We start from the raw sequence: 19194 nt of genomic DNA, 5'->3' as shown, positions 1-19194 counted from the left end.
ATCAAAAGAGCAAGCAAAAGCGGCTGGTTGAATGTGCTTTGGCTTGCTCTTTTTTTGATCTACACTTTTTGGAACTACATCAAGTGTTATTTGGTTCTTTCTGCTAATCGGGTAATTAATTCGATATCTTGTTCAGTCAATTGTGCAAAAAAATGTTTACGCATCGCTTGAGAAATAATAGGGCGAGCATTATCTAAAGCTGATTGACCTTCCGATGTAATCCCTACCTGAACTCCGCGATCAGTATCTAAAGGAGTACGCATCACCAATCCACGCTTTTCCATACGCTTGAGATGATGAGAAAGTCGGCTTTTATCCCAATTCATATAGTCTGCTAATTCCTGCTGACGAAGTTTTCCTTCTCCAAAAAGAACCAACCGATCCAGTATGCCAAAATCGCTTTCTGATAATCCCGTATGATCCGACATTTCTTTGACAATACGACCAAAAATCGTGTGGAATGTGCCTTTCCACATATGCCATATTTTCATTTCTTCTTGATTGATCTCATGATTATCCATAAACACATAATAGCATGGTTGACACGTCAACTTCAACGTGTTAGATTGTATCTAGGTTGACGCGTCAACCTGAAAAATACATTTATTATTCCAAAGGAGATCATTATGGATAACAAACAGGTTGCTTTGGTTAGTGGAGCGAATAAGGGCATAGGTCTACAGATTGCAAAAGATCTTGTCGCCAAAGGATTTACTGTACTTGTAGGATCACGACATTTGGAAAACGGCAAGCTAGCTGTAAATGATATAGGTGAAGGCGCTCATGCTTTACAACTGGATGTAACCGATCAACATTCTATTACAGCCGCAGCAGAACATATTGAGCAAGAATATGGTCGTCTGGATGTACTGATCAATAATGCAGGTATCTCACATGCAGGCAGATCCGATGGGGATTTTCCAGAAAGTGTACAATCCGGTCTGTTAACTGTAGCTCCTATGGAAGATATACGTGTCGTTTTTGAAACGAATGTATTCGGTGTGATTGCTCTTACGCAAGCGATGTTACCGCTACTACACCAATCTCCGGCAGGACGTATTGTGAATATAGGAAGTTCTGGCGGATCATTAACTTGGAATTCTAATCCCGATAATCCTCATCGTGCTATGTTCGGAACATATTCTTCTTCCAAATCTGCACTTCATGCGATTACACTTGCGTTTGCATTTGCGCTAGAATCCACTCCGATCAAAGTCAATATTGCTTGTCCTGGATTTACCTCGACAGCTCTGAATAACTTTGCGGGTACACGTAGTGTAGAAGAAGGGGCTCGGGAAGCAGTTCGTCTTGCTATGCTTGGTTCGGATGGCCCAACAGGTACATTTTCAGATGAGAACGGTACGGTAGCCTGGTAATAAGCTACTTTTTTTAAAATTCATTTCTATGATAAGGTGGGCTTTTATTATGCGTGTATTTGTAACAGGAGCAACAGGTTATATCGGTTCTGCTGTCGTTCGTGAACTTATAGATTCCGGTCACACCGTAGTAGGGTTGGCTCGCTCAGATCGCAGTGCTGAATGGTTGCAAAAGCTAGGAGCAGAAGCTTATCGAGGTGATATAGATAACGTTACCAGTCTTCAGCAAGGTGTTGCTCAAGCAGACGGTGTTATTCATTTAGCATTCAAACATGATTTTGCGGATTTTGAAGGGGCGCTTGCGACTGATTTGCAGGTGATGGAGAGTATAGGAGCGGTACTGGAAGGTTCGGATAAGCCTTTTATAACGACAGCTCATTTTAACGGAGTCGCTTCAGAGCAAGTCGCATTATCGTTAGCTCAGCGCGGAGTGCGTACATCGATTATAGAACTTTGTCCGTCTGTACATGGAGAAGGAGATACCGGCTTTATCCCGAAATTAATTGCAATCGCTAAAGAAAAAGGTGTAGCAGCTTATATAGAAGAAGGGATGAATCGCTGGCCTGCTGTTCATCGTTTAGATGCTGCTCATTTATATTGCCTTGCTTTAGAAAAAGCAGAACCAGGTTCAAGATTAGATGGGGTCGCAGACGAAGGTATCGCATTTCGTGATATCGCTACCGTAATCGGTAAGCATCTGAATGTACCTGTTGTTAGCATCCCACAGGATCAAGCACAAGATCACTTTGGTTTTCTAGGAGCATTGGTTGCCTTAGATATTCCACGATCCAGTCAATCCACTCAACAACAGTTGGGCTGGCAACCTGTACATCCTTCTTTACTTGAGGATTTAGAACAAGGGCATTATTTTCGTTAATGACGGCTAATACTTAACATATATCATTCACTCCCCTTCTGTATATTAGAAGGGGTTTTGTTTGTTAAAATAGAGAAGTCGACGCATAAATCATTTATAAATGATCGATGATATTCAATCTATACTCATGATGAGCAGAAGGAGGAGAACATATGCCTATTTATCCGATAGATGTTTTTGAATTTCCTACGAATTTGGGTCTAACTAAGAAAGAAGAAGATGAACAACCAGGTGTTTATGTATTGCCAGAACATTTCAAAACATATGGGTTGTACGATCAACTACCGATACAAAATAGATACACGTTACTAGCTCCGCCTTATGAGATAAAGAAAGATGAAGTATCAGGCATCCTTAATATAGAAGCTGTTGCTCATTATGCGTTACAACAAGCAGAACTATTAGCAACAGCACTTGAAGAAAAGACCTTTAAATTAATGATCGGTGGAGATTGCAGTATTTTGGTTGGCAATATGATGGCTCTAAAGCAAAAAGGTACTTATGGACTGTTCTTTTTGGATGGACATACCGATTATTTACCTACTTCATCTTCTCATACAGGTGGAGCAGTCGCAGGTCTTGATTTAGCTATTGTAACGGGGCTAGGAGATGATCGCATAACAAATCTAAATGATCTTAAACCTTATGTTCTTGAGGAGCATGTATTTTGTGTAGGTAATCGAGAACTGGATGATTCTTATGTTCAACCTATATTGGATTCTGCTATTCGTTATATTGATCTACCTACATTACGTAAGACAGGTATAGAACATATCGTGAAGCAATTTCTAGATATGGTGGAGCATCAACAATTAGAAGGATTTTTTATTCATTTCGATGTAGATGTGTTAAATGATCTAATTATGCCTGCGGTAGATAGCAGACAACCGGACGGGTTAGATTATGTAGAACTTATTCAGCTATTGCGACCATTGGTATCTCATCCTCAAGTCTTTGGGCTTGAAATTACTGTATTTGATCCTCATCTCGATCGTGATGGAATATATGCTACATCTTTTATTGAACAACTTGTAGATATTTTTTCTTGATCAAAATAGTAAATAGTAAACTAAAAAAAGTAAAAACTTTGCCAGAATATCAGCAAAGCTTTTACTTTTGAAGAAATGTATAAATTACAATTAATTATTATGTGAGTCTTTAAATCCTTGAATTTCACCTTTAACTTCTTTAGTAGCGGATTGTGCTTCGTCTTTCAAATCTTTCACACCATCAAGAGATTCTTTGACCATACCTACAACTTCTTGACCTTTTTCAGCAAGAACATGTCCACGTTCGTTCAACATTGGAGCGTTCTCAACAACAAGATCAGTCAATTCTGCTACACGAGTACGGATTTTGTCACCTTGTGGAGTAGAGAACAAAAGTGCTGCTCCTGCACCAATTAATGCTCCAGCGATTGCACCTGTAATAATTGATTTTGTAGATTCGTTATCCATTTGTAGTCGACCCCTCATCTTAGCAATTTAGTATTTACTGTATTATTACCCAGTCTGACGGATATTACACTCCTTCTTCATAATAATTCATTTTACCAAAATAGAAAAATATAATACTTGCAAATATATAGATATCTATGTATTATAAAAATATGCTAAATTACAACGCGTGTTCCATTATCTCGAAGATACGTGATGACGTTAACAAACTGATTATCACAGAGTTAGAAAAGAACAATGTGACAGAAGTTGTTCCTTCTCATGGAGACATTCTTTGCTTTTTGTATAGTGAAAAATGTGGACTATCTGTTAATACGTTAGCACAAAAAGTACATCGTACCCAACCAACGGTTACAGTATTAGTTAACAAATTAGAGAAGCTTGGTTATGTTAAGCGGAGCAAAGACGAAGTCGATCAGCGGATCACAATGATTCATTTGACCGATAAAGGTTGGGAGTTAGAGCCGATCTTTAATCAAGTGTCTGAAGCTGTGAATCAAAAAGTCTATGGTCATCTGAATGAACAAGAACAAGAGCAATTTGAGTATTTGTTAGAACGTGTGTATTCCGGGCTTTGAGTGAGTGAGAGCCTTTTTTTATAAAAATATATAGATATCTATCTAAATGAGGAGAATGTTATTCATGAAACATCTAATCGTATTTGCTCATCCGCATCAAGAAGGAACCAATCAAGCTATTTTGAAAAGAATGGTACAGACTTTAGAATCTCAAGGACATGAAGTTGTTGTTCGTGACCTCTATGCATTGAATTTTCAACCTGTGCTTACAGAAGCAGATACAGAGGCAATGAAAGCTGGCAATACACCAGCAGATATCAAAGCCGAGCAAGAATACATTACAGCGGCTGAAGCGATAACGTTTGTTTATCCAATCTGGTGGACAGGTCTGCCTGCTATTTTGAAAGGATATGTAGATCGCGTGTTTGCTTACGGATTTGCTTATGGATATGGAGAAACAGGGGTTGCTCAATTGCTTACAGGTAAAAAAGGATTAATTATTAATACACATGGTCAGACTAACGAGATTTACGATCAAGTGGGTATGACAGATGGTCTAAAAATCACATCTACCACTGGTATTTTCGGATTTGTAGGTATTGAAAGTGTAGGGCATTTGATCTTTGGTGGTGCTCCTTACGCAGATGAAGCTCAACTTGAAAATGTATTACGTCAAGTTGAAGAAACGGTAACTACTGCTTTTAACGCATAAAATAATCTCTTTATTATAGTAGAAATACAAAAAAACGAGCATCCCTCGAATCGGGAGCTCGTTTTTGAGTTGTATTCTTTTATTATAATTTGAAAATAGAATCGTTATTCGGATTGTTGGGTTTGTTCTGATGATCATCAAAATTATGATTCATTTTATCTTTCAAATACATACCGTAGATATGCACAATTCCGATCTTCACTACCATGTACAATGGAATCACAAGTAACATGCCGAGAATACCGCCCATATCACCACCGACCAGTAGCAAGACGACGATTGTAAATGGATGGATATCCAATTGTTTTCCGAAAATAATAGGTTCTAGCAAGTTGTTTTGGATCATTTGTGCAATAATTACGATCACGATCGCCCAGATTCCCATTGCAGGTGATTCAATTAAGCCTACAATCGCTACCGGAACCGCTGATAAAATAGCTCCGATATAAGGAATAAAGTTGAGGAAGAAAGCTAAAAAGACAAGCAATAACGAATAAGGTAAATCGATAATCAAGAATCCAATATAAAGCAGTACGCATAGTGCTAAGTTAACTAATACTCGACCTGCAATAAAGCTACTTAGTGAATCATCCATCTCATCTAGCATCGCTTTTCCATCTTCTTTGTGTCCAGCAGGGAAAAGTTTGAGCAATTGAGGAGATAAACGTTTGTCATCTTTTAACAAGTAGTACAACATAATAGGCACAGTAGCAACAACCAATACAAAGTTCGAGATAAAGGAGAACATACTTGAAATATGAACCGATAACCAATCAAAAATCGTATTTAGATATTCTGTCAATTTAGCAATCATTTCTTGATTGTTTTCAGCAGGAATATATTGTTGAATGGTTGGGTTCTGTTGTAATAGCTGAATCTGAGTAATAATACTTTGTGTAAATCTAGGTGCATTTTCGATAAAGCTTGTCACCTGATCACGTAATGTAGGCCAACCGATAATAGAGAAAACCGCCAGAATAATAATGACAATCAAGTACATCAGTAAAATAGAATAAGAACGTTTCAACTTCTTCTTTTCCATATAATTCACAACAGGGCGTAGCGGATAGTAGAGAAAAGCTGTAATTAAAAGTGGAACAATCGTGAGGCTAATTAAGGAAGCGATCGGTGTGAAAATAAAATCAACTAATGTCCCTAAGTAGACAATCAGGAGTATAAGCGCAATCCCTACACCTATACGAAAAAAACGTCTTTGTAGCATAAAAAAATCCTCCTCCAAAATCTTAAATAGTCATTATGTAGAAATGTGGTATATTCCCTATTTACTCATACGTACAAAGTAGTGAGTTGGATGCATCAATAGAAGTGTAGTGAAAGTTCTTCTTTGGGTCTATGTTACTATATAAACCTCAAGATGCTTGCTTAATCTTTGTAGAGAGGTAAAATAAAAAAGGAATCATTTGTAAGCGTTATTAAATAGCTACATATCCAAGGAGGCGTATCTATAATGACAATGAATTATCGCAGATTAGGTGGTAGTGGGCTGAAAGTAAGTGAAATTAGTCTGGGCAGTTGGCTAACTTACGGAGGATATGTGGAAAAGGAAAATGCGGTTCAATCGATTCGCGAAGCTTATGATTTGGGAATCAACTTTTTTGATACAGCTAATGTCTATGAACGTGGAGAAGCGGAAAAAGTAGTCGGTGCTACACTGAAAGACTATCCCCGTGAATCGTATGTGCTGGCGACTAAAGTATTTGGCGATATGGGAGACGGGCCGAACGATAAAGGGCTATCTCGCAAACATATCACTGAACAATGTCATGCTAGTCTGAAGCGTCTTGGACATGATTATATTGATCTTTATTATTGCCACCGCTTTTCACCAGAGACACCAATCGAAGAAACATTACGTGCACTCGATGATCTGGTGCGTCAGGGCAAAGTATTATATGTAGGCGTCAGTCAATGGACAGCTGCTCAGATGCAAGCTGCTGTTGGTGTAGCTGATCGTTACTTGCTGGATCGGATTGTCGTTAATCAACCGGTCTACAATATGTTCAACCGTTATATTGAAGAAGAAGTGATTCCACTTGGTGAAAAATACGGTATCGGACAAGTCGTCTATTCACCACTTGCTCAAGGACTATTAACAGGTAAATACACATCCAAAACGGATATCCCGGCTGATAGTCGCGCTGCGAAGCTGAAATGGGACGACGATCGCTTCAGCGATGAAAAACTTTCTCAGATCGGACAATTACAAAATATCGCTGATGAAGCAGGTATTTCGTTGACACATCTAGCATTAGCATGGATTCTTCGTCAAAAAAATGTATCCAGCGCCCTAGTCGGAGCCAGCCGTCCTGAACAAGTCAAACAAAACGCAAGCGCATCCGGCATTCAACTCACATCCGACGTGATCGAAGCTATCGAAAAAGTATTAACAGTCTAAAATCAAAATAATCCCCTATCACCTCAGCCTTCCAGCGTTATGGAAGGCTTTTTAGTTTAACTATATACATAAGCTGTAATATCCTAATTTCAATATCTCACTATCAAAATAATTCCCTATTTCTATCGATAATAGAAGTAACAAGTAACAAGTAACAAGTAACAAGTAAGCAAAAGCACTAAGCTACCATCATCTCTAAAATCCCTACCCTGCCCACTCCCACCCAAGATTTGAGGGCTTATCTCTGATAATTTAAAATGTAAAATGATATCCCACGCCAGCGGAGGCAATTATTATTCTGAAAGAGCGAAGCGATCGCCTTTAGAACGTAATCCCCACCGCAAAGCGGTCAATCAAGGGATTCCGTTCTACCAGCGACGACAAGAATAACAATTGCCGCAGCGTTCCGTATCTAGAAACCACCCAAATCCGCATTTAACCACAAATCCGCCCAATTTATGATAATCATTCTCAGAATTGTCCGCAAAACTATTGACCATAATTTTAAATGGATTTATACTTATTCTAAAATCAAATTAAGGGAATGATCCAAATGAAAACAATCAACTTGACGACACAGCGCAAAGCTGTATACGAAATCGTCTGCGAAGCTGCGGATCACCCGACTGCTGCTGATGTTATGAATCGGTTAGTAGAGCGTGGTCATAATTTTGCGTATGGAACCGTATATAACTCTTTACGATATTTATCAGATAAAGACTTGATTCGCGAATTGAAGTTAGGTGAAGCGGCAAGTCGCTATGACGGCAAAATGGATGATCACCAACACATTGTGTGTGAAAACTGTGGAGCTGTAGATGAAGTGATGACAGACGCACCTGTAGAATGGTATGCAGCCGTAGCTGAAGAAACGGGATATGATGTACACCATGCTCATGTCGTATTTAGAGGAGTGTGCACGGAATGTCGAAACAAATCACGAAAATAATTGATAATGATTATCATTTAGGTACAACAGACAAATTAATGAACTGGTCTGTAGCTGAACGAAATATGCGTAATACAGCCGATCTGATTGCTCATTCTTGTCCGATTACAAGACGTGTCGTTATTATCAGCCCAGCACCGAGTCGTGTTCATGAACTAACTCGTACATTATCGGATAGCTGTTTTGATGTAATGGTATTTCATCGTTGGGAAAGTAATGGTGCAGGAGCGATCAGCGCCGATTTGTTTATCTTTGATCTGATCTCTTCATCAGGTAGTCAAGATATCGAATCTGCTAAGTTGCAGTTTAATGAGAAAAATTCTCATTTACCAACTTTGTTCTTGGTACGTGAAGATATGTTGTCTACTGGTCTAAACGAATGGGCAGAAGAAGAATTGTTAGTCTGGCCTGCACGTCCGCAAGAAGGATTGTATCATGTGGAACGTGTGATTCGTGCTGGAAGTAATCGTCCTGCGGCACCTGCAACAGGAGATACTGAACATCGTACTGTTTTCAAAGACCTATGGATCGATCGTAAAAAAATGACTGTTCATCGTGCTCAACAACGAATTGAACTGACCAAAACAGAGTATGACCTCTTATTAATGTTGATCGAAGGCGAAGGCGGAGTACTGTCTCGTGAAGATTTGATGAGCGAAATCTGGGGTACTCAATTTTTCGGTGGAAGTAATGTAGTCGATGTTCATGTGAAAAGTCTACGTAAAAAAATCGGTGATAATGCTTCTGCACCGCAATATGTAGAGACCGTGCGTGGTGTAGGTTACCGATTGGCAGATTAAGAACCTCTTCATCATTTCTTCATCGAAGGCTCACAGGTAACTCATGAATGACGGTAAGTGAAGATGTTAGAATGAATCTAATCTTTGGAATGAGTCTAATTATAAATTTATTTATACATTAGATTGATGACCATTTATGATGAGAGGATGATTTCTAACGATGACAAACAACGACCACCGTCTAACGACTAACCAGGGCGCACCTGTAGGGGACAATCAGAATTCCCGTACTGCAGGTCGTAGAGGACCTACTTTATTAGAAGATTATCATTTGCTAGAAAAAATCGCTCACTTTGACCGTGAACGTATTCCAGAACGTGTGGTTCATGCTCGTGGAGCAGGCGCTCATGGAGTATTTCGTGTCGATCAAAGTATGAAAGAATACACCAAAGCTAACTTTTTACAAGAAGTAGGCGCAGAAACACCTGTTTTTGTCCGCTTTTCGACGGTTATTCATGGTGTAGGTTCACCAGAGACAGCACGCGATCCGCGCGGTTTTGCTGTTAAATTTTATACAAATGACGGCAACTACGATATCGTAGGTAACCATTTGCCTGTATTTTTTATCCGTGATGCGATCAAATTCCCGGATATGGTACATTCACTCAAACCTGATCCGCAGACTAATTTACAGACACCTGCACGTTATTGGGATTTTATGACACTCACTCCAGAATCCACGCATATGATGACATGGTTATTTTCAGATCATGGCACACCGGCAAATTATCGTGAAATGGATGGATTCAGTGTTCATGCGTTCAAATGGATTAATGCTGAAGGTAAAGTTACTTATATCAAATACAAATGGGAAAGTGTACAAGGCGTGCGTACATTCTCTGCTGATGATGCTGAAAAGCAACAAGGTAAAGACTTCAATCATGCGACACGTGATCTATTCGAGCATATCGAAAAAGGTGAATTCCCGGAATGGACATTGAAAGTCCAATTTATCCAACCCGAACATATAGACAATTATGCGTTTGATCCATTAGATCCAACTAAAGTATGGCCGGAAGATCAATTTCCTTTCCATACGGTGGGCACAATGACACTCAACCGCAATCCAGATAACTTTTTTGCAGAAGTAGAGCAATCTGCGTTTTCACCAAGTGCTCTAGTGCCTGGTATTGAACCTTCTGAAGATAAATTGCTTCAAGGACGTCTATTCTCTTATCCAGATACACAACGTCACCGTCTAGGAACGAATTATTTACAAATTCCGATCAACTGTCCGTATGCGCCTGTTCGTAATCAACAACGAGATGGACAGATGAATACCAAGCAAGATACATCAACCTACAATTACGAGCCAAACAGCTATACAGATGGCCCTACAGAAGATCCGCATTATCGGGATTCTGAAGTGGAATTGGAACAAGGACATGTAACCCGTCAAAAAATAGCCAAAACCGATGATTTTGCTCAAGCTGGAGAACAATATCGTTCATATAATGCTCAAGAAAAAGAGAATTTATTGCAAAATTTGGTTAATGATTTAAAAGAGGTTAAAAAAGATACTCAATTGCTTGCGATCTGTAACTTTATCCGTGCTGACCGTGAATATGGTATGCGTCTAGCGCAAGGATTAGGGATCGATATTAGTGAATTTATGGGACAAATGAGATCATAACAATCTCTTGCAACAGATGTACACAGGATTGACTTGAGATATTCAGCGTTCCGCTTTATATTAAAGGGGTATCGTTAGTTGGAGTAAAGCAGAACGCTTTTATATATAAGCTGTTGGTAGAGACCTTAATCGATCTCAGATAAAAATAGCTTAGTACAATAAGGTCACTATTGACCGCTGTTATGACGCAAAGGAGCGCTACACACTTTTAGTTGTGCGCTCCTTTGTATACTCTAAAAAAGGGGTGATAAAGGTAGAAGTGGTCTGTTTAGATGAATAGCGTGCAGGAAGATCAACAGATAGGTGCTTACTATTCCAAAAGGTTGAAGGAGATGTGAGTCATGAGAAAATCATGGAGCGTTGGCATGATAGGTGTGTTGTTAGTCTTTGTAGTCGGAACGTCCAGTTCGTTCGTTGCACCTGCATTTGCGGCCACTGAAAACGGATCTTATACTGTTGTTACTCCTGATATTTTAACCAAGCGACCAACCACAGACATTTTACCTGCCGATTTCCCTATTCCCGATGATGCTGTCATCGACACTTCCCAACAAACGTATATTGATGGACAACAAAATATGGTGCTTGTATTTCACACCAAAAGCAGTATGGAGACGCTAGCCAAAACGTATAATGAATATTTCCGTATTATCAATATGGATCAAGCCATTCAGACATTAAATGAACAACAATTGAGTGTAAAAGGAACCGATCCTGCAACAACCCAACAATGGTCATTAAAAGGTGCTCCTACAGCTTCTAAAGATACCGTAGAAGTGACTGTACAAGTTGTTAAAACTCAATAAAGATAGGTAATTTAATCGAAAAAGAGAACGATAGGAATGAATATATACCCATGAATAAGATCATATAAAAAAGCCTGAATAGACAATATATTCAGGCTTTTTGGTATGTTTATTAAATAATGAGTATTTTCACAGCATCTAATCTTTCTACTTAAAAATTGTTGTGCATATTACTTCTCTGACCACGTAAGTGTTAATTGAACAACATCTTTGCCGGCTTGAGGGCTGCCGATTAGAGACCAGACTTGCTTGGTTTTGGGATCGGTTCCTTGAATAATAAGATTTTTTTCATCAATAGTGGAACCTGCATTAGTTAAGGATTTGGCATCGAAATATTGTTTGTAGGTTTGAGACAATGTTTCCATACTTCCTTTGGTTGTGAACATGAGCAATACTGATTTTTTACCATCGTTTTCTTCTTGATGAGAAGTAGAGATCACCGCATCATCGGGAATGGGAAAATCGGTTGGTAAATACGTAGGACGTTTTTCTACGCTATCCGCAGCAATTGGTCCTTTTTCTTCGATCGAACCTGTACTGGTTGTTGATGATTCGCTATTTTCTGTTGCTGGTTCGGTCGTTCCAGTGGAAGAGTCTGTAGCCGCAGAAGACTCTGTCGAAGTATCCGATGATTCGTCATCTGTTGTAGCAGGGGTTGTAGGTGTTGCTTCATTTGTGTTATCTGTCGTCGTATTCGTTTCTTGATCGGTTTCATTGGAAGGATTAGCAGGTGCTGATGCGCTACTACATGCACTCAGGACAGCGATAAACAATATGCCACATAGCAATAGACTGTATACTTTTTTCATCCATGATTCCTCCTGTTTCTGAATAAGATAAGTTGCCAATAAACTATAGTGATTGATACACATCCAGCTTGTTGTTTCATCTAAATTATAACATGACTGTAACACTCAGGCATATTTAGACAATAAGCTGAAAATAACCATAACAATAAGTTGCTCTTTTTTCAAAAAAATAGCTTCGCAAAATGATATTATTCTGGTATTATTTGTATAATGTATCCTCATATATCGTAATTGAAGAAAAAAGAATCAATTCTACTTTAAAGGGAGAAATTTGACGAGTGCTTCGGATATACACTACTATATGTAGTGTGAGGTGGCATAAGCATATGAAAATACAAAACTTTAAAGTAGGCGCAACAGGGATGGATCGCTTTTTTGGTCCGCTGGAAGCTCAAGTGATGAATATTCTGTGGGATATGGATCACCCGATGACGATCAAAGAAGTCCTTTCTTCGCTCCAAACAACCAAGTCACTTAGCTTCAATACGATTATGACCGTGATGAATCGGTTGGTTGAAAAAGGAGCATTAACGAAAACAGGCGAAAGTCGTAGTTTTCATTACACTCCTACAGAAAGTCGGGAGCAATTTTTGAACAATCAGTCCAGGGAATTGACGCATGAATTGATGGAAGAATTCGGGTCACTCGCCGTAAATCATATGGTAGATGTGCTGGAGGAAGTAGATCCTCAACTTATTCGCGCCTTGGAGGATAAAATCAAACAATGGAAAAAAGAAACGTAACTCACTGGGAACGTCGTTCAAGAACACTGTTTCGTATAAGTTTCGGTCTCTCGTTATTTACGATAGGGCTTATGTTTATTTATGCGTTGCATACGATATTCGGTTGGAATATTCCGTTTGATCTGCTACGCATCTGTAACCGTTGGATGGAAGCTCAAGGATGGTTTTCGGTAGCCCATTTACTAAGAGGTCTAGTTCTTTGTACATTTGTACTGTATATCGGTTATGGATTAGATCAGTGGGCAGGGTCTTATCGGGCTTATCGTTATTTTCGCTCGTTACAAGATGTGCAGCAATCGGCGCAATATAATGCTATGTATAGTGAGAACAAAGAATTATTTATGATTATTCGTTGTTCGCAACCTGTCGCCTTAACTATGGGTATTTTTCGCCGCCGAATTATTTTATCAGATGGACTACTGCGGATGTTGGATAAACAAGAACAAGAAGCTGTTGTACATCATGAGATGTTCCATTATCAGCAACGTGATCCATTAACTACATTTTTGTTAGGGCAGTTTGCGCTTGCGTTGTGGTTTTTACCGATTTTGAAAAATATCACTTTGCATTACAAAATATCGCGCGAAATTCTAGCAGATAGTTATGCAGTCCATCGCTTAGGAACTCCTGTTGGCTTGGGCGGTGCTCTACTGAAACTAATTCATCGTCAGCATTCTCGTTCCCCTCAACCTTTTCGAATGATCTATTCTTCTTTTGCCGAAACGTCACTCAATTATCGTATCCATCGCATTATTGAACCGGATCAAGAGAAATCTCTGCGGTTGCCGGTATGGCCTGTGCTACTTTCATTAGTTGTGCTAACAGCACTTAGCATTTTGTTATTATGGTCACTTATATGATTATTGTATAAGCGACTATTTTTATAACTATACACTACAGTATGTAGTGAAGATTACATGAGATGAACAAATAAAGGAGGAGTAATCATGTTGCTTAAACGTAATGTGGAATTAGGATTGTTTATTGTTCGCGTATTAACAGGTGTTATCTTTTTATTGCATGGGTTTTCCAAATTTCAAGGTGGTATTGGTGGCACAACAGGATTTTTCCAAAGTATCGGATTACCCGGGTTTTTGGCTCCGGTCGTAGCTATTATAGAAATTTTGGGAGGATTATTGTTGATTCTGGGTCTACTTACTCGTATTGCAGGTGCGGCTTTGACAGTGATTATGATTGGAGTGTTATTGACTGCCAAAGCAGGTCAGCCATTTATGATGGGTACAGAGTTCGATTATTTGCTTTTATTCACTTCGCTTCAATTGGCATTGACAGGTAGTGCTCTATTATCTGTGGATAGTCTGCTTTTCAAAAATAAATACAATAGCCGACTTGCTGAAAACTAAGTAATACACAATATATTTGTATGAAATGAATACGAAACAAACAAAAACCGACAAAATATCTTTGAGATATTGTCGGTTTTTTGTGTTACATCTACAAAACTAACATGGTTTAGGCGATATATACAGTACTAGCAAATTGTAGATGATGAGCAACAGACATCAAAATCATCTGTATTCATTTATAGAAAGAGTGGGGTTTATGAAAAAAAGGATGAAAATGCCTAAACCAAGCAAAAAAACAACTACATCATCTTCTTTTCGGTGGTCTATACGTAATCAATTAATTGTAGCATTTGCTTTGATTTTGCTAGGGCCAAGTTTAGTGATTGGTGTAAGTATGTACGATAAAGCAAAAGAAGAAGTACAAGATCATTTGATTGCCAGTGCAACCCAAAGTGTACAAACAGCTAATCTATTTATCAGCAATGCCATTGCGACCAAAATGCATGATGCTGAATATTTATCAAGTGTATTTAACAGTTCGATGATCGATGGCCGATTGAGTCCAGAAATCGTTCCCAAATTAGCACAATATCTTGGCGAACATCCTGAAGCTATCGATACATTTGTCGGTACACCGGATGGAACGATGATTCGCGGCGTACCTAAAGAAAATGAGAACGGCTATGATCCGCGTGAACGAGATTGGTATAAATTAGCTCAAGCTTCTCCCGGTCAAACGATTATGACACCTGTTGTTATCAACTCGAGCAAACTTCCTGTAGTGATTCTGGCGCATACTTTACCAGATAATTCGGGGGTATTAGGTATTTCATTAAATCTAGAAAGTATTTCTAAACTAGCAGATATTAATGTAGGTAGCGAAGGTTATGTCGTTATTTTAGATACAGAAAAGAAATATATTGTGACACGTAATGGTGTGACAGGTGAGGTAGCAGCAGGGGAATATCTGGATACAATGTATTCCAAAGACAATGGTACGATTGATTATACATTTAAAGGTGAGCCGAAAAAGATGGTCTTTCTCACCAACAAAGAAACCGGCTGGAAAATCGCAGGTACGATGTATACAAGCGAAATTGCTGAAGCTGTTCAACCGATTCGTAATCAAGCTTTAGTGATTATTATTATCGCTATTGTGATAGCAGCGATCATTGTAGCTTTTTGTATCAATATGATTATGAAACCTTTATTGAGTCTACGCAAAACGACTCAACAAATCAGTGAGGGCGATCTCACGATCCAGATTGATCAGCGTAAAAATAATGAGATCGGTGATCTAGCGCGTGACTTTACGATAATGGTCGCTAGTCTGCGTGAGATGATTGAGAAAGTAAGAGATACGACAGACAATGTATCTTCCGCTTCGGAAGAACTAGCAGCTGGAGCAGAAGAAACCAGTCGTTCTGTTGAACATGTAACTATGGCGATTCAAGAAGTTTCTACAGGCAGTGAACGTCAGGTAACAGGAGTCGCAGTAGGCGCAGATGCAATCCATCGTATGTCAGAACGTGTGTCTGAGATTTCTGGTCACGTAGCTGAAGTAAGCCAAAGTATGAGCGATGCAGCCACAGCTTCTGCTAAAGGAAATGAATCGGTTATTAATGTAACTCAACAGATCTTTGAAATTCAATTAACTGTTGATCGATTAAGCGAAATTATTGCAAGTCTAAATACGCAATCTAGTGAAATTGGTGGGATTGTTGATTTGATCCGTAATATTGCCAAACAGACTAATTTGCTAGCGTTAAATGCTTCAATTGAAGCGGCAAGAGCAGGCGAACATGGTAAAGGATTTGCTGTCGTTGCCGATGAAGTGCGTAAGCTTGCATCTGAATCGGGTGAATCGGCAGAGCGTATCGGTAACCTTATTACAGGCATGCAAGGCATCGTAGCTCAATCGCTAGAAGTTATGGATCAGGCGAAAGAGAATGTAAACGGAGGTATTCTAGCTGTTGATACATCTGGACGTTCGTTCTCTAGAATTAACCGCGCTATCAAAGCAGTCTCTCGTAAAATGAACGATGTAACTGGAACGACAGATCATTTAAATAATGATGCAGATGCAGTAGTAGAAGCGATTGAAGATATCGCTAGCATTTCTGAACAAGCGGCAAGCAATACTGAGACGATTTCAGCAGCAGCCGAAGAACAACTCGCTTCGATGCAAGAAGTATCCAGTGCAGCTACCGATTTGACTCGTCTTGCAGAACAGTTACAACAATTGGTATCTCGTTTTAAAGTATAAAAAGTAATAAAGAAAAGTTTCAACACATCAACCGTTGTCCCATATATATTGAGACAACGGTTTTTATTATTTTATATTTTACATTATATTAGTAAGTTTGTTACAATAATTCAGTAAATACATTATCAAAGTACAGCAGATCGACTACCCAGGGAGGAAAAAATATGTTTACAGTATATCCATCAGCAGAGCGGTTTAGCTTTGATCGAGGTTGGCTACAAGGCAGTCATAGCTTTTCATTTAGTGAATATCAAGATCCGAATAATGTGAGCTTTGGACCTCTTCGTGTCTTTAATGATGATGTGATTGCTCCTTCACGTGGATTCGGTGCTCATCCCCATAGCGATATGGAAATTGTCTCGATTATACTGGAAGGTCAACTTCGTCATGAAGACAATCTGGGAAATGTAGCGGTTAGTTCTTTTGGCGGTGTACAGCGGATGTCTGCGGGTACAGGGGTTGTGCATACAGAGCATAATGCTTCTGACGAGACCCATTGTAATCTATTGCAGTTATGGTTTGAACCGGAAGCGCGCGGGTTGAAGCCTTCTTATATGAGTTCATCGTATAATCCTGCTTCCTTAAATGGTCAATTGTTGCCGATTGTGAGTCGTCAGGGTGGCGAGAATCAGGCGACGATTCATCAAGATATGACTATTTATCTTAGTCGCCTCGAAAAAGGACAAGAGATCAAATTTGTTCAGCATCCAGATCGCCGTACGTATGTATTTGTAATTCAAGGCAGTCTGACGATGAACCAAGAGCATCTGCTCTCCAAGCGTGATGCTGTACGAATCGAACAAGAAACTCATTTGCAGATGACAGCAGAAGAACCGGTCTTTTTCTTGCTGATCGACTTGCCTTAGGAGGAATAGTGCTGATGAAAGAAACCGTTATGGTTAAGCATGCAGTGACAGGCCTTGAATTATTGAATAACAATAAACATTCATTTACCTATGAATTAATCGATTTACCCGCAGGTGGATTCCGAATGACTTTGGTCGGCGCACCTGAAGAGATCGTACAAGATATTCTTACTTTGCAAAATGAACTGAATCTATTTCGCTTTGAATTACCTGAAGATGCTCCTCAGATCAAACACTGGTATTATGTCAAAGAACATGGTGTACAGTATCAAGCAGACCAACAACAATTGATAATTGAAGCATCATCAGAGATTGTCTATCTACCGTCAGAGTATTTAGAATAGTTGTAACGAACAGTCTTTTTAAATGATTTGTAAGACCTCATTGTGCTATGCTCTATATAGCTATTTTGAGGTCTTTAGTCTACTTATGGTTTAAATAATGATATACCAATCATTTCTACAACTAGGAGGAAACAGCATGCAAATCACTAAAGGACAAAAAGTTGATATTACCAAAGGTCGTGCGTTATCGCAGATTGCGATCGGATTGAACTGGGAAACGGCTACAGCAAATTTGGATATTAATGCTTCTGCTTTTTTACTCAATAATGCTGGAATTTGTACGCAAGACGAAGATATGATCTTTTATAACCAGCAAAGTAGTCGACAACAAGCGGTTACTCATTCTGATCAAAGCCCTCAAGACCGGGAAATCATTCAGATCACTCCGAGTAAGATTCCATCTGATATTTCGAAGATTGCAATCACATTAACGATTCATGAAGAAGGCAATCATAATCATTCATTTCAAGACGTACAGCAAGTGAATTGTCGTATTTATGATCCGTTGACCAATGAAGAACTGATTACGTTCTCTTTTGGTGAAGGGTTAAGTAGCGAGACAGCGATTGTGGTAGGCGAAATATATTTACATAATGAAGAATGGAAATTTAATGCGATTAGTAGCGGATTTAACGGCGGATTATCTGCATTAGTACAGAATTTTGGGCTGTCTGTAGACGATGATGTTGCTCCATCGGCTCCTGCTGTAGAAGTAACTCCATCAACTCCGCCTGTAACTGTTGCTCCGGTATCATTAATGAAGATTGAACTGAAAAAGAAAGAAAGTATCAATATCCAAAAATCTCCGACAATTACAGCCACACTCGAATGGGAAACGAAAAAAGATTTAGATCTATACTGCTTTTATGTTACGCAAGCCAATCAAGTAGGTAAAGTCTATTATCGAAATCTAGGCTCTATTCATGAAACACCTTATATTACGCTGGATGGAGATGCGTTAACACATGGTAAAGAAACGATTCAAATTCATCGACCAGATGCTTTGAAATATGTACTATTTGCCGCATATAGCGCGGTAAGCAATGGAACAGGTAGCTTTAAATCAATGAAAGTACGTGCAGTGGTCGACAACCATCAAGGACAAGTGATTACTTCTCCACTTCATGAAAAAAATAATTATGCATATTGGGTAGCGATTGCTCATATTGATTTTACCGATGTAAATGCTACTCGTATCAGTCATGTCGAACAGTATTCAGGTAGAGGTGTAGAAGCAAGCCCCTGGTTGTACGAAGACGGCACATTCAAAATGGATGCAGGTCCAGAAGAATTTAAAGATTGAAGATCATCCATA

General features: G+C 39.1%; 21 protein-coding genes. 17 read left to right on the top strand and 4 right to left on the bottom strand.

Annotated elements, in window-relative coordinates; all coding sequences use genetic code 11:
* Positions 1-86: 86 nt before the first annotated feature.
* Positions 87-521 carry a MarR family winged helix-turn-helix transcriptional regulator gene (locus QE450_RS17675; RefSeq protein WP_307300944.1) on the bottom strand — a complete coding sequence of 145 codons (435 nt, stop codon included), beginning with the start codon at positions 519-521 and terminating at the stop codon, positions 87-89.
* Between the two features lie 105 nt (positions 522-626).
* On the opposite strand from QE450_RS17675, the gene QE450_RS17670 reads away from it, so the two are divergent.
* The 3 genes from QE450_RS17670 (at position 627) to QE450_RS17660 (ending at position 3302) form a co-directional block, all read left to right on the top strand.
* Entirely contained in the window at positions 627-1376 is a 750-nt protein-coding gene (locus tag QE450_RS17670) for an SDR family NAD(P)-dependent oxidoreductase (protein WP_307300942.1), read from the top strand.
* Between the two features lie 49 nt (positions 1377-1425).
* Complete coding sequence (locus tag QE450_RS17665) at positions 1426-2253, top strand: SDR family oxidoreductase (protein WP_307300940.1); 828 nt, start codon at positions 1426-1428, stop codon at positions 2251-2253.
* Between the two features lie 152 nt (positions 2254-2405).
* Positions 2406-3302, top strand: coding sequence for an arginase family protein (locus QE450_RS17660; RefSeq protein ID WP_307300938.1), 897 nt, complete (start codon positions 2406-2408; stop codon positions 3300-3302).
* Between the two features lie 90 nt (positions 3303-3392).
* Here QE450_RS17660 and QE450_RS17655 read toward each other — a convergent pair whose 3' ends face one another.
* Positions 3393-3710 (bottom strand): YtxH domain-containing protein, encoded by a 318-nt coding sequence (locus QE450_RS17655; protein ID WP_273613859.1) that lies wholly within the window; start codon positions 3708-3710, stop codon positions 3393-3395.
* A gap of 239 nt (positions 3711-3949) precedes the next feature.
* Between QE450_RS17655 and QE450_RS17650 the strand changes: the two genes are divergently transcribed.
* Both QE450_RS17650 and QE450_RS17645 read left to right on the top strand, forming a co-directional pair.
* On the top strand, positions 3950-4288 hold the full coding sequence (locus QE450_RS17650) for a MarR family winged helix-turn-helix transcriptional regulator (protein WP_274171687.1): 339 nt from the start codon (positions 3950-3952) through the stop codon (positions 4286-4288).
* A gap of 64 nt (positions 4289-4352) precedes the next feature.
* Positions 4353-4940 (top strand): NAD(P)H-dependent oxidoreductase, encoded by a 588-nt coding sequence (locus QE450_RS17645; RefSeq protein ID WP_301263591.1) that lies wholly within the window; start codon positions 4353-4355, stop codon positions 4938-4940.
* A gap of 82 nt (positions 4941-5022) precedes the next feature.
* Here the strand turns inward: QE450_RS17645 and QE450_RS17640 are convergent, their stop codons facing one another.
* Positions 5023-6162, bottom strand: coding sequence for an AI-2E family transporter (locus tag QE450_RS17640; protein WP_307300934.1), 1140 nt, complete (start codon positions 6160-6162; stop codon positions 5023-5025).
* A 252-nt stretch (positions 6163-6414) separates the two neighbouring features.
* Here QE450_RS17640 and QE450_RS17635 point away from each other — a divergent pair, with 252 nt between their 5' ends.
* The 5 genes from QE450_RS17635 to QE450_RS17615 all read left to right on the top strand — a co-directional run bounded on the left by QE450_RS17635 (position 6415) and on the right by QE450_RS17615 (position 11544).
* Positions 6415-7356, top strand: a complete 942-nt coding sequence (locus QE450_RS17635; protein WP_273616370.1) for an aldo/keto reductase family protein — start codon at positions 6415-6417, stop codon at positions 7354-7356.
* Between the two features lie 553 nt (positions 7357-7909).
* Positions 7910-8305, top strand: coding sequence for a Fur family transcriptional regulator (locus QE450_RS17630; RefSeq protein WP_069327730.1), 396 nt, complete (start codon positions 7910-7912; stop codon positions 8303-8305).
* Positions 8281-9105, top strand: coding sequence for a winged helix-turn-helix transcriptional regulator (locus QE450_RS17625; protein ID WP_307300930.1), 825 nt, complete (start codon positions 8281-8283; stop codon positions 9103-9105). Before QE450_RS17630 ends, QE450_RS17625 begins: the two co-directional genes overlap by 25 nt.
* Positions 9106-9265: 160 nt before the next feature.
* Complete coding sequence (locus QE450_RS17620) at positions 9266-10738, top strand: catalase (RefSeq protein ID WP_307300929.1); 1473 nt, start codon at positions 9266-9268, stop codon at positions 10736-10738.
* A 341-nt stretch (positions 10739-11079) separates the two neighbouring features.
* Positions 11080-11544, top strand: coding sequence for a hypothetical protein (locus QE450_RS17615; protein WP_307300926.1), 465 nt, complete (start codon positions 11080-11082; stop codon positions 11542-11544).
* Between the two features lie 170 nt (positions 11545-11714).
* On the opposite strand, the gene QE450_RS17610 is transcribed toward QE450_RS17615, so the two are convergent.
* The gene (locus tag QE450_RS17610) at positions 11715-12353 is read right to left on the bottom strand and encodes a hypothetical protein (RefSeq protein WP_307300925.1); all 639 of its coding nucleotides are present in this window, start codon (positions 12351-12353) and stop codon (positions 11715-11717) included.
* Between the two features lie 326 nt (positions 12354-12679).
* Between QE450_RS17610 and QE450_RS17605 the strand changes: the two genes are divergently transcribed.
* From QE450_RS17605 to QE450_RS17575, 7 genes are all read left to right on the top strand, one after another.
* A complete protein-coding gene (locus QE450_RS17605) occupies positions 12680-13096 on the top strand; it encodes a BlaI/MecI/CopY family transcriptional regulator (protein WP_204826187.1) in 417 nt (138 codons plus the stop codon).
* On the top strand, positions 13078-13956 hold the full coding sequence (locus QE450_RS17600; RefSeq protein ID WP_307300922.1) for a M56 family metallopeptidase: 879 nt from the start codon (positions 13078-13080) through the stop codon (positions 13954-13956). The genes QE450_RS17605 and QE450_RS17600 overlap by 19 nt, the downstream gene beginning before the upstream one ends.
* 87 nt (positions 13957-14043) lie before the next feature.
* Positions 14044-14460: a DoxX family protein gene (locus tag QE450_RS17595; protein ID WP_301263608.1), complete on the top strand. Its 417-nt coding sequence runs from the start codon at positions 14044-14046 to the stop codon at positions 14458-14460.
* A gap of 199 nt (positions 14461-14659) precedes the next feature.
* A complete protein-coding gene (locus QE450_RS17590) occupies positions 14660-16669 on the top strand; it encodes a methyl-accepting chemotaxis protein (protein WP_307300920.1) in 2010 nt (669 codons plus the stop codon).
* A 164-nt stretch (positions 16670-16833) separates the two neighbouring features.
* Complete coding sequence (locus QE450_RS17585) at positions 16834-17535, top strand: pirin family protein (protein ID WP_274171697.1); 702 nt, start codon at positions 16834-16836, stop codon at positions 17533-17535.
* Positions 17536-17549: 14 nt separating this feature from the next.
* Positions 17550-17879 carry a hypothetical protein gene (locus QE450_RS17580; protein WP_307300917.1) on the top strand — a complete coding sequence of 110 codons (330 nt, stop codon included), beginning with the start codon at positions 17550-17552 and terminating at the stop codon, positions 17877-17879.
* A 136-nt stretch (positions 17880-18015) separates the two neighbouring features.
* Positions 18016-19182 (top strand): TerD family protein, encoded by a 1167-nt coding sequence (locus tag QE450_RS17575; RefSeq protein WP_307300915.1) that lies wholly within the window; start codon positions 18016-18018, stop codon positions 19180-19182.
* The last annotated feature ends 12 nt before the right edge of the window (positions 19183-19194 follow it).

It is taken from the genome of Paenibacillus sp. SORGH_AS_0306 (genome assembly GCF_030819345.1).
Lineage (GTDB): Bacteria > Bacillota > Bacilli > Paenibacillales > Paenibacillaceae > Saccharibacillus > Saccharibacillus kyungheensis.
Note: the sequence above shows the minus strand (reverse complement) of the source record. Positions and strands in the feature narration are given on the sequence as shown.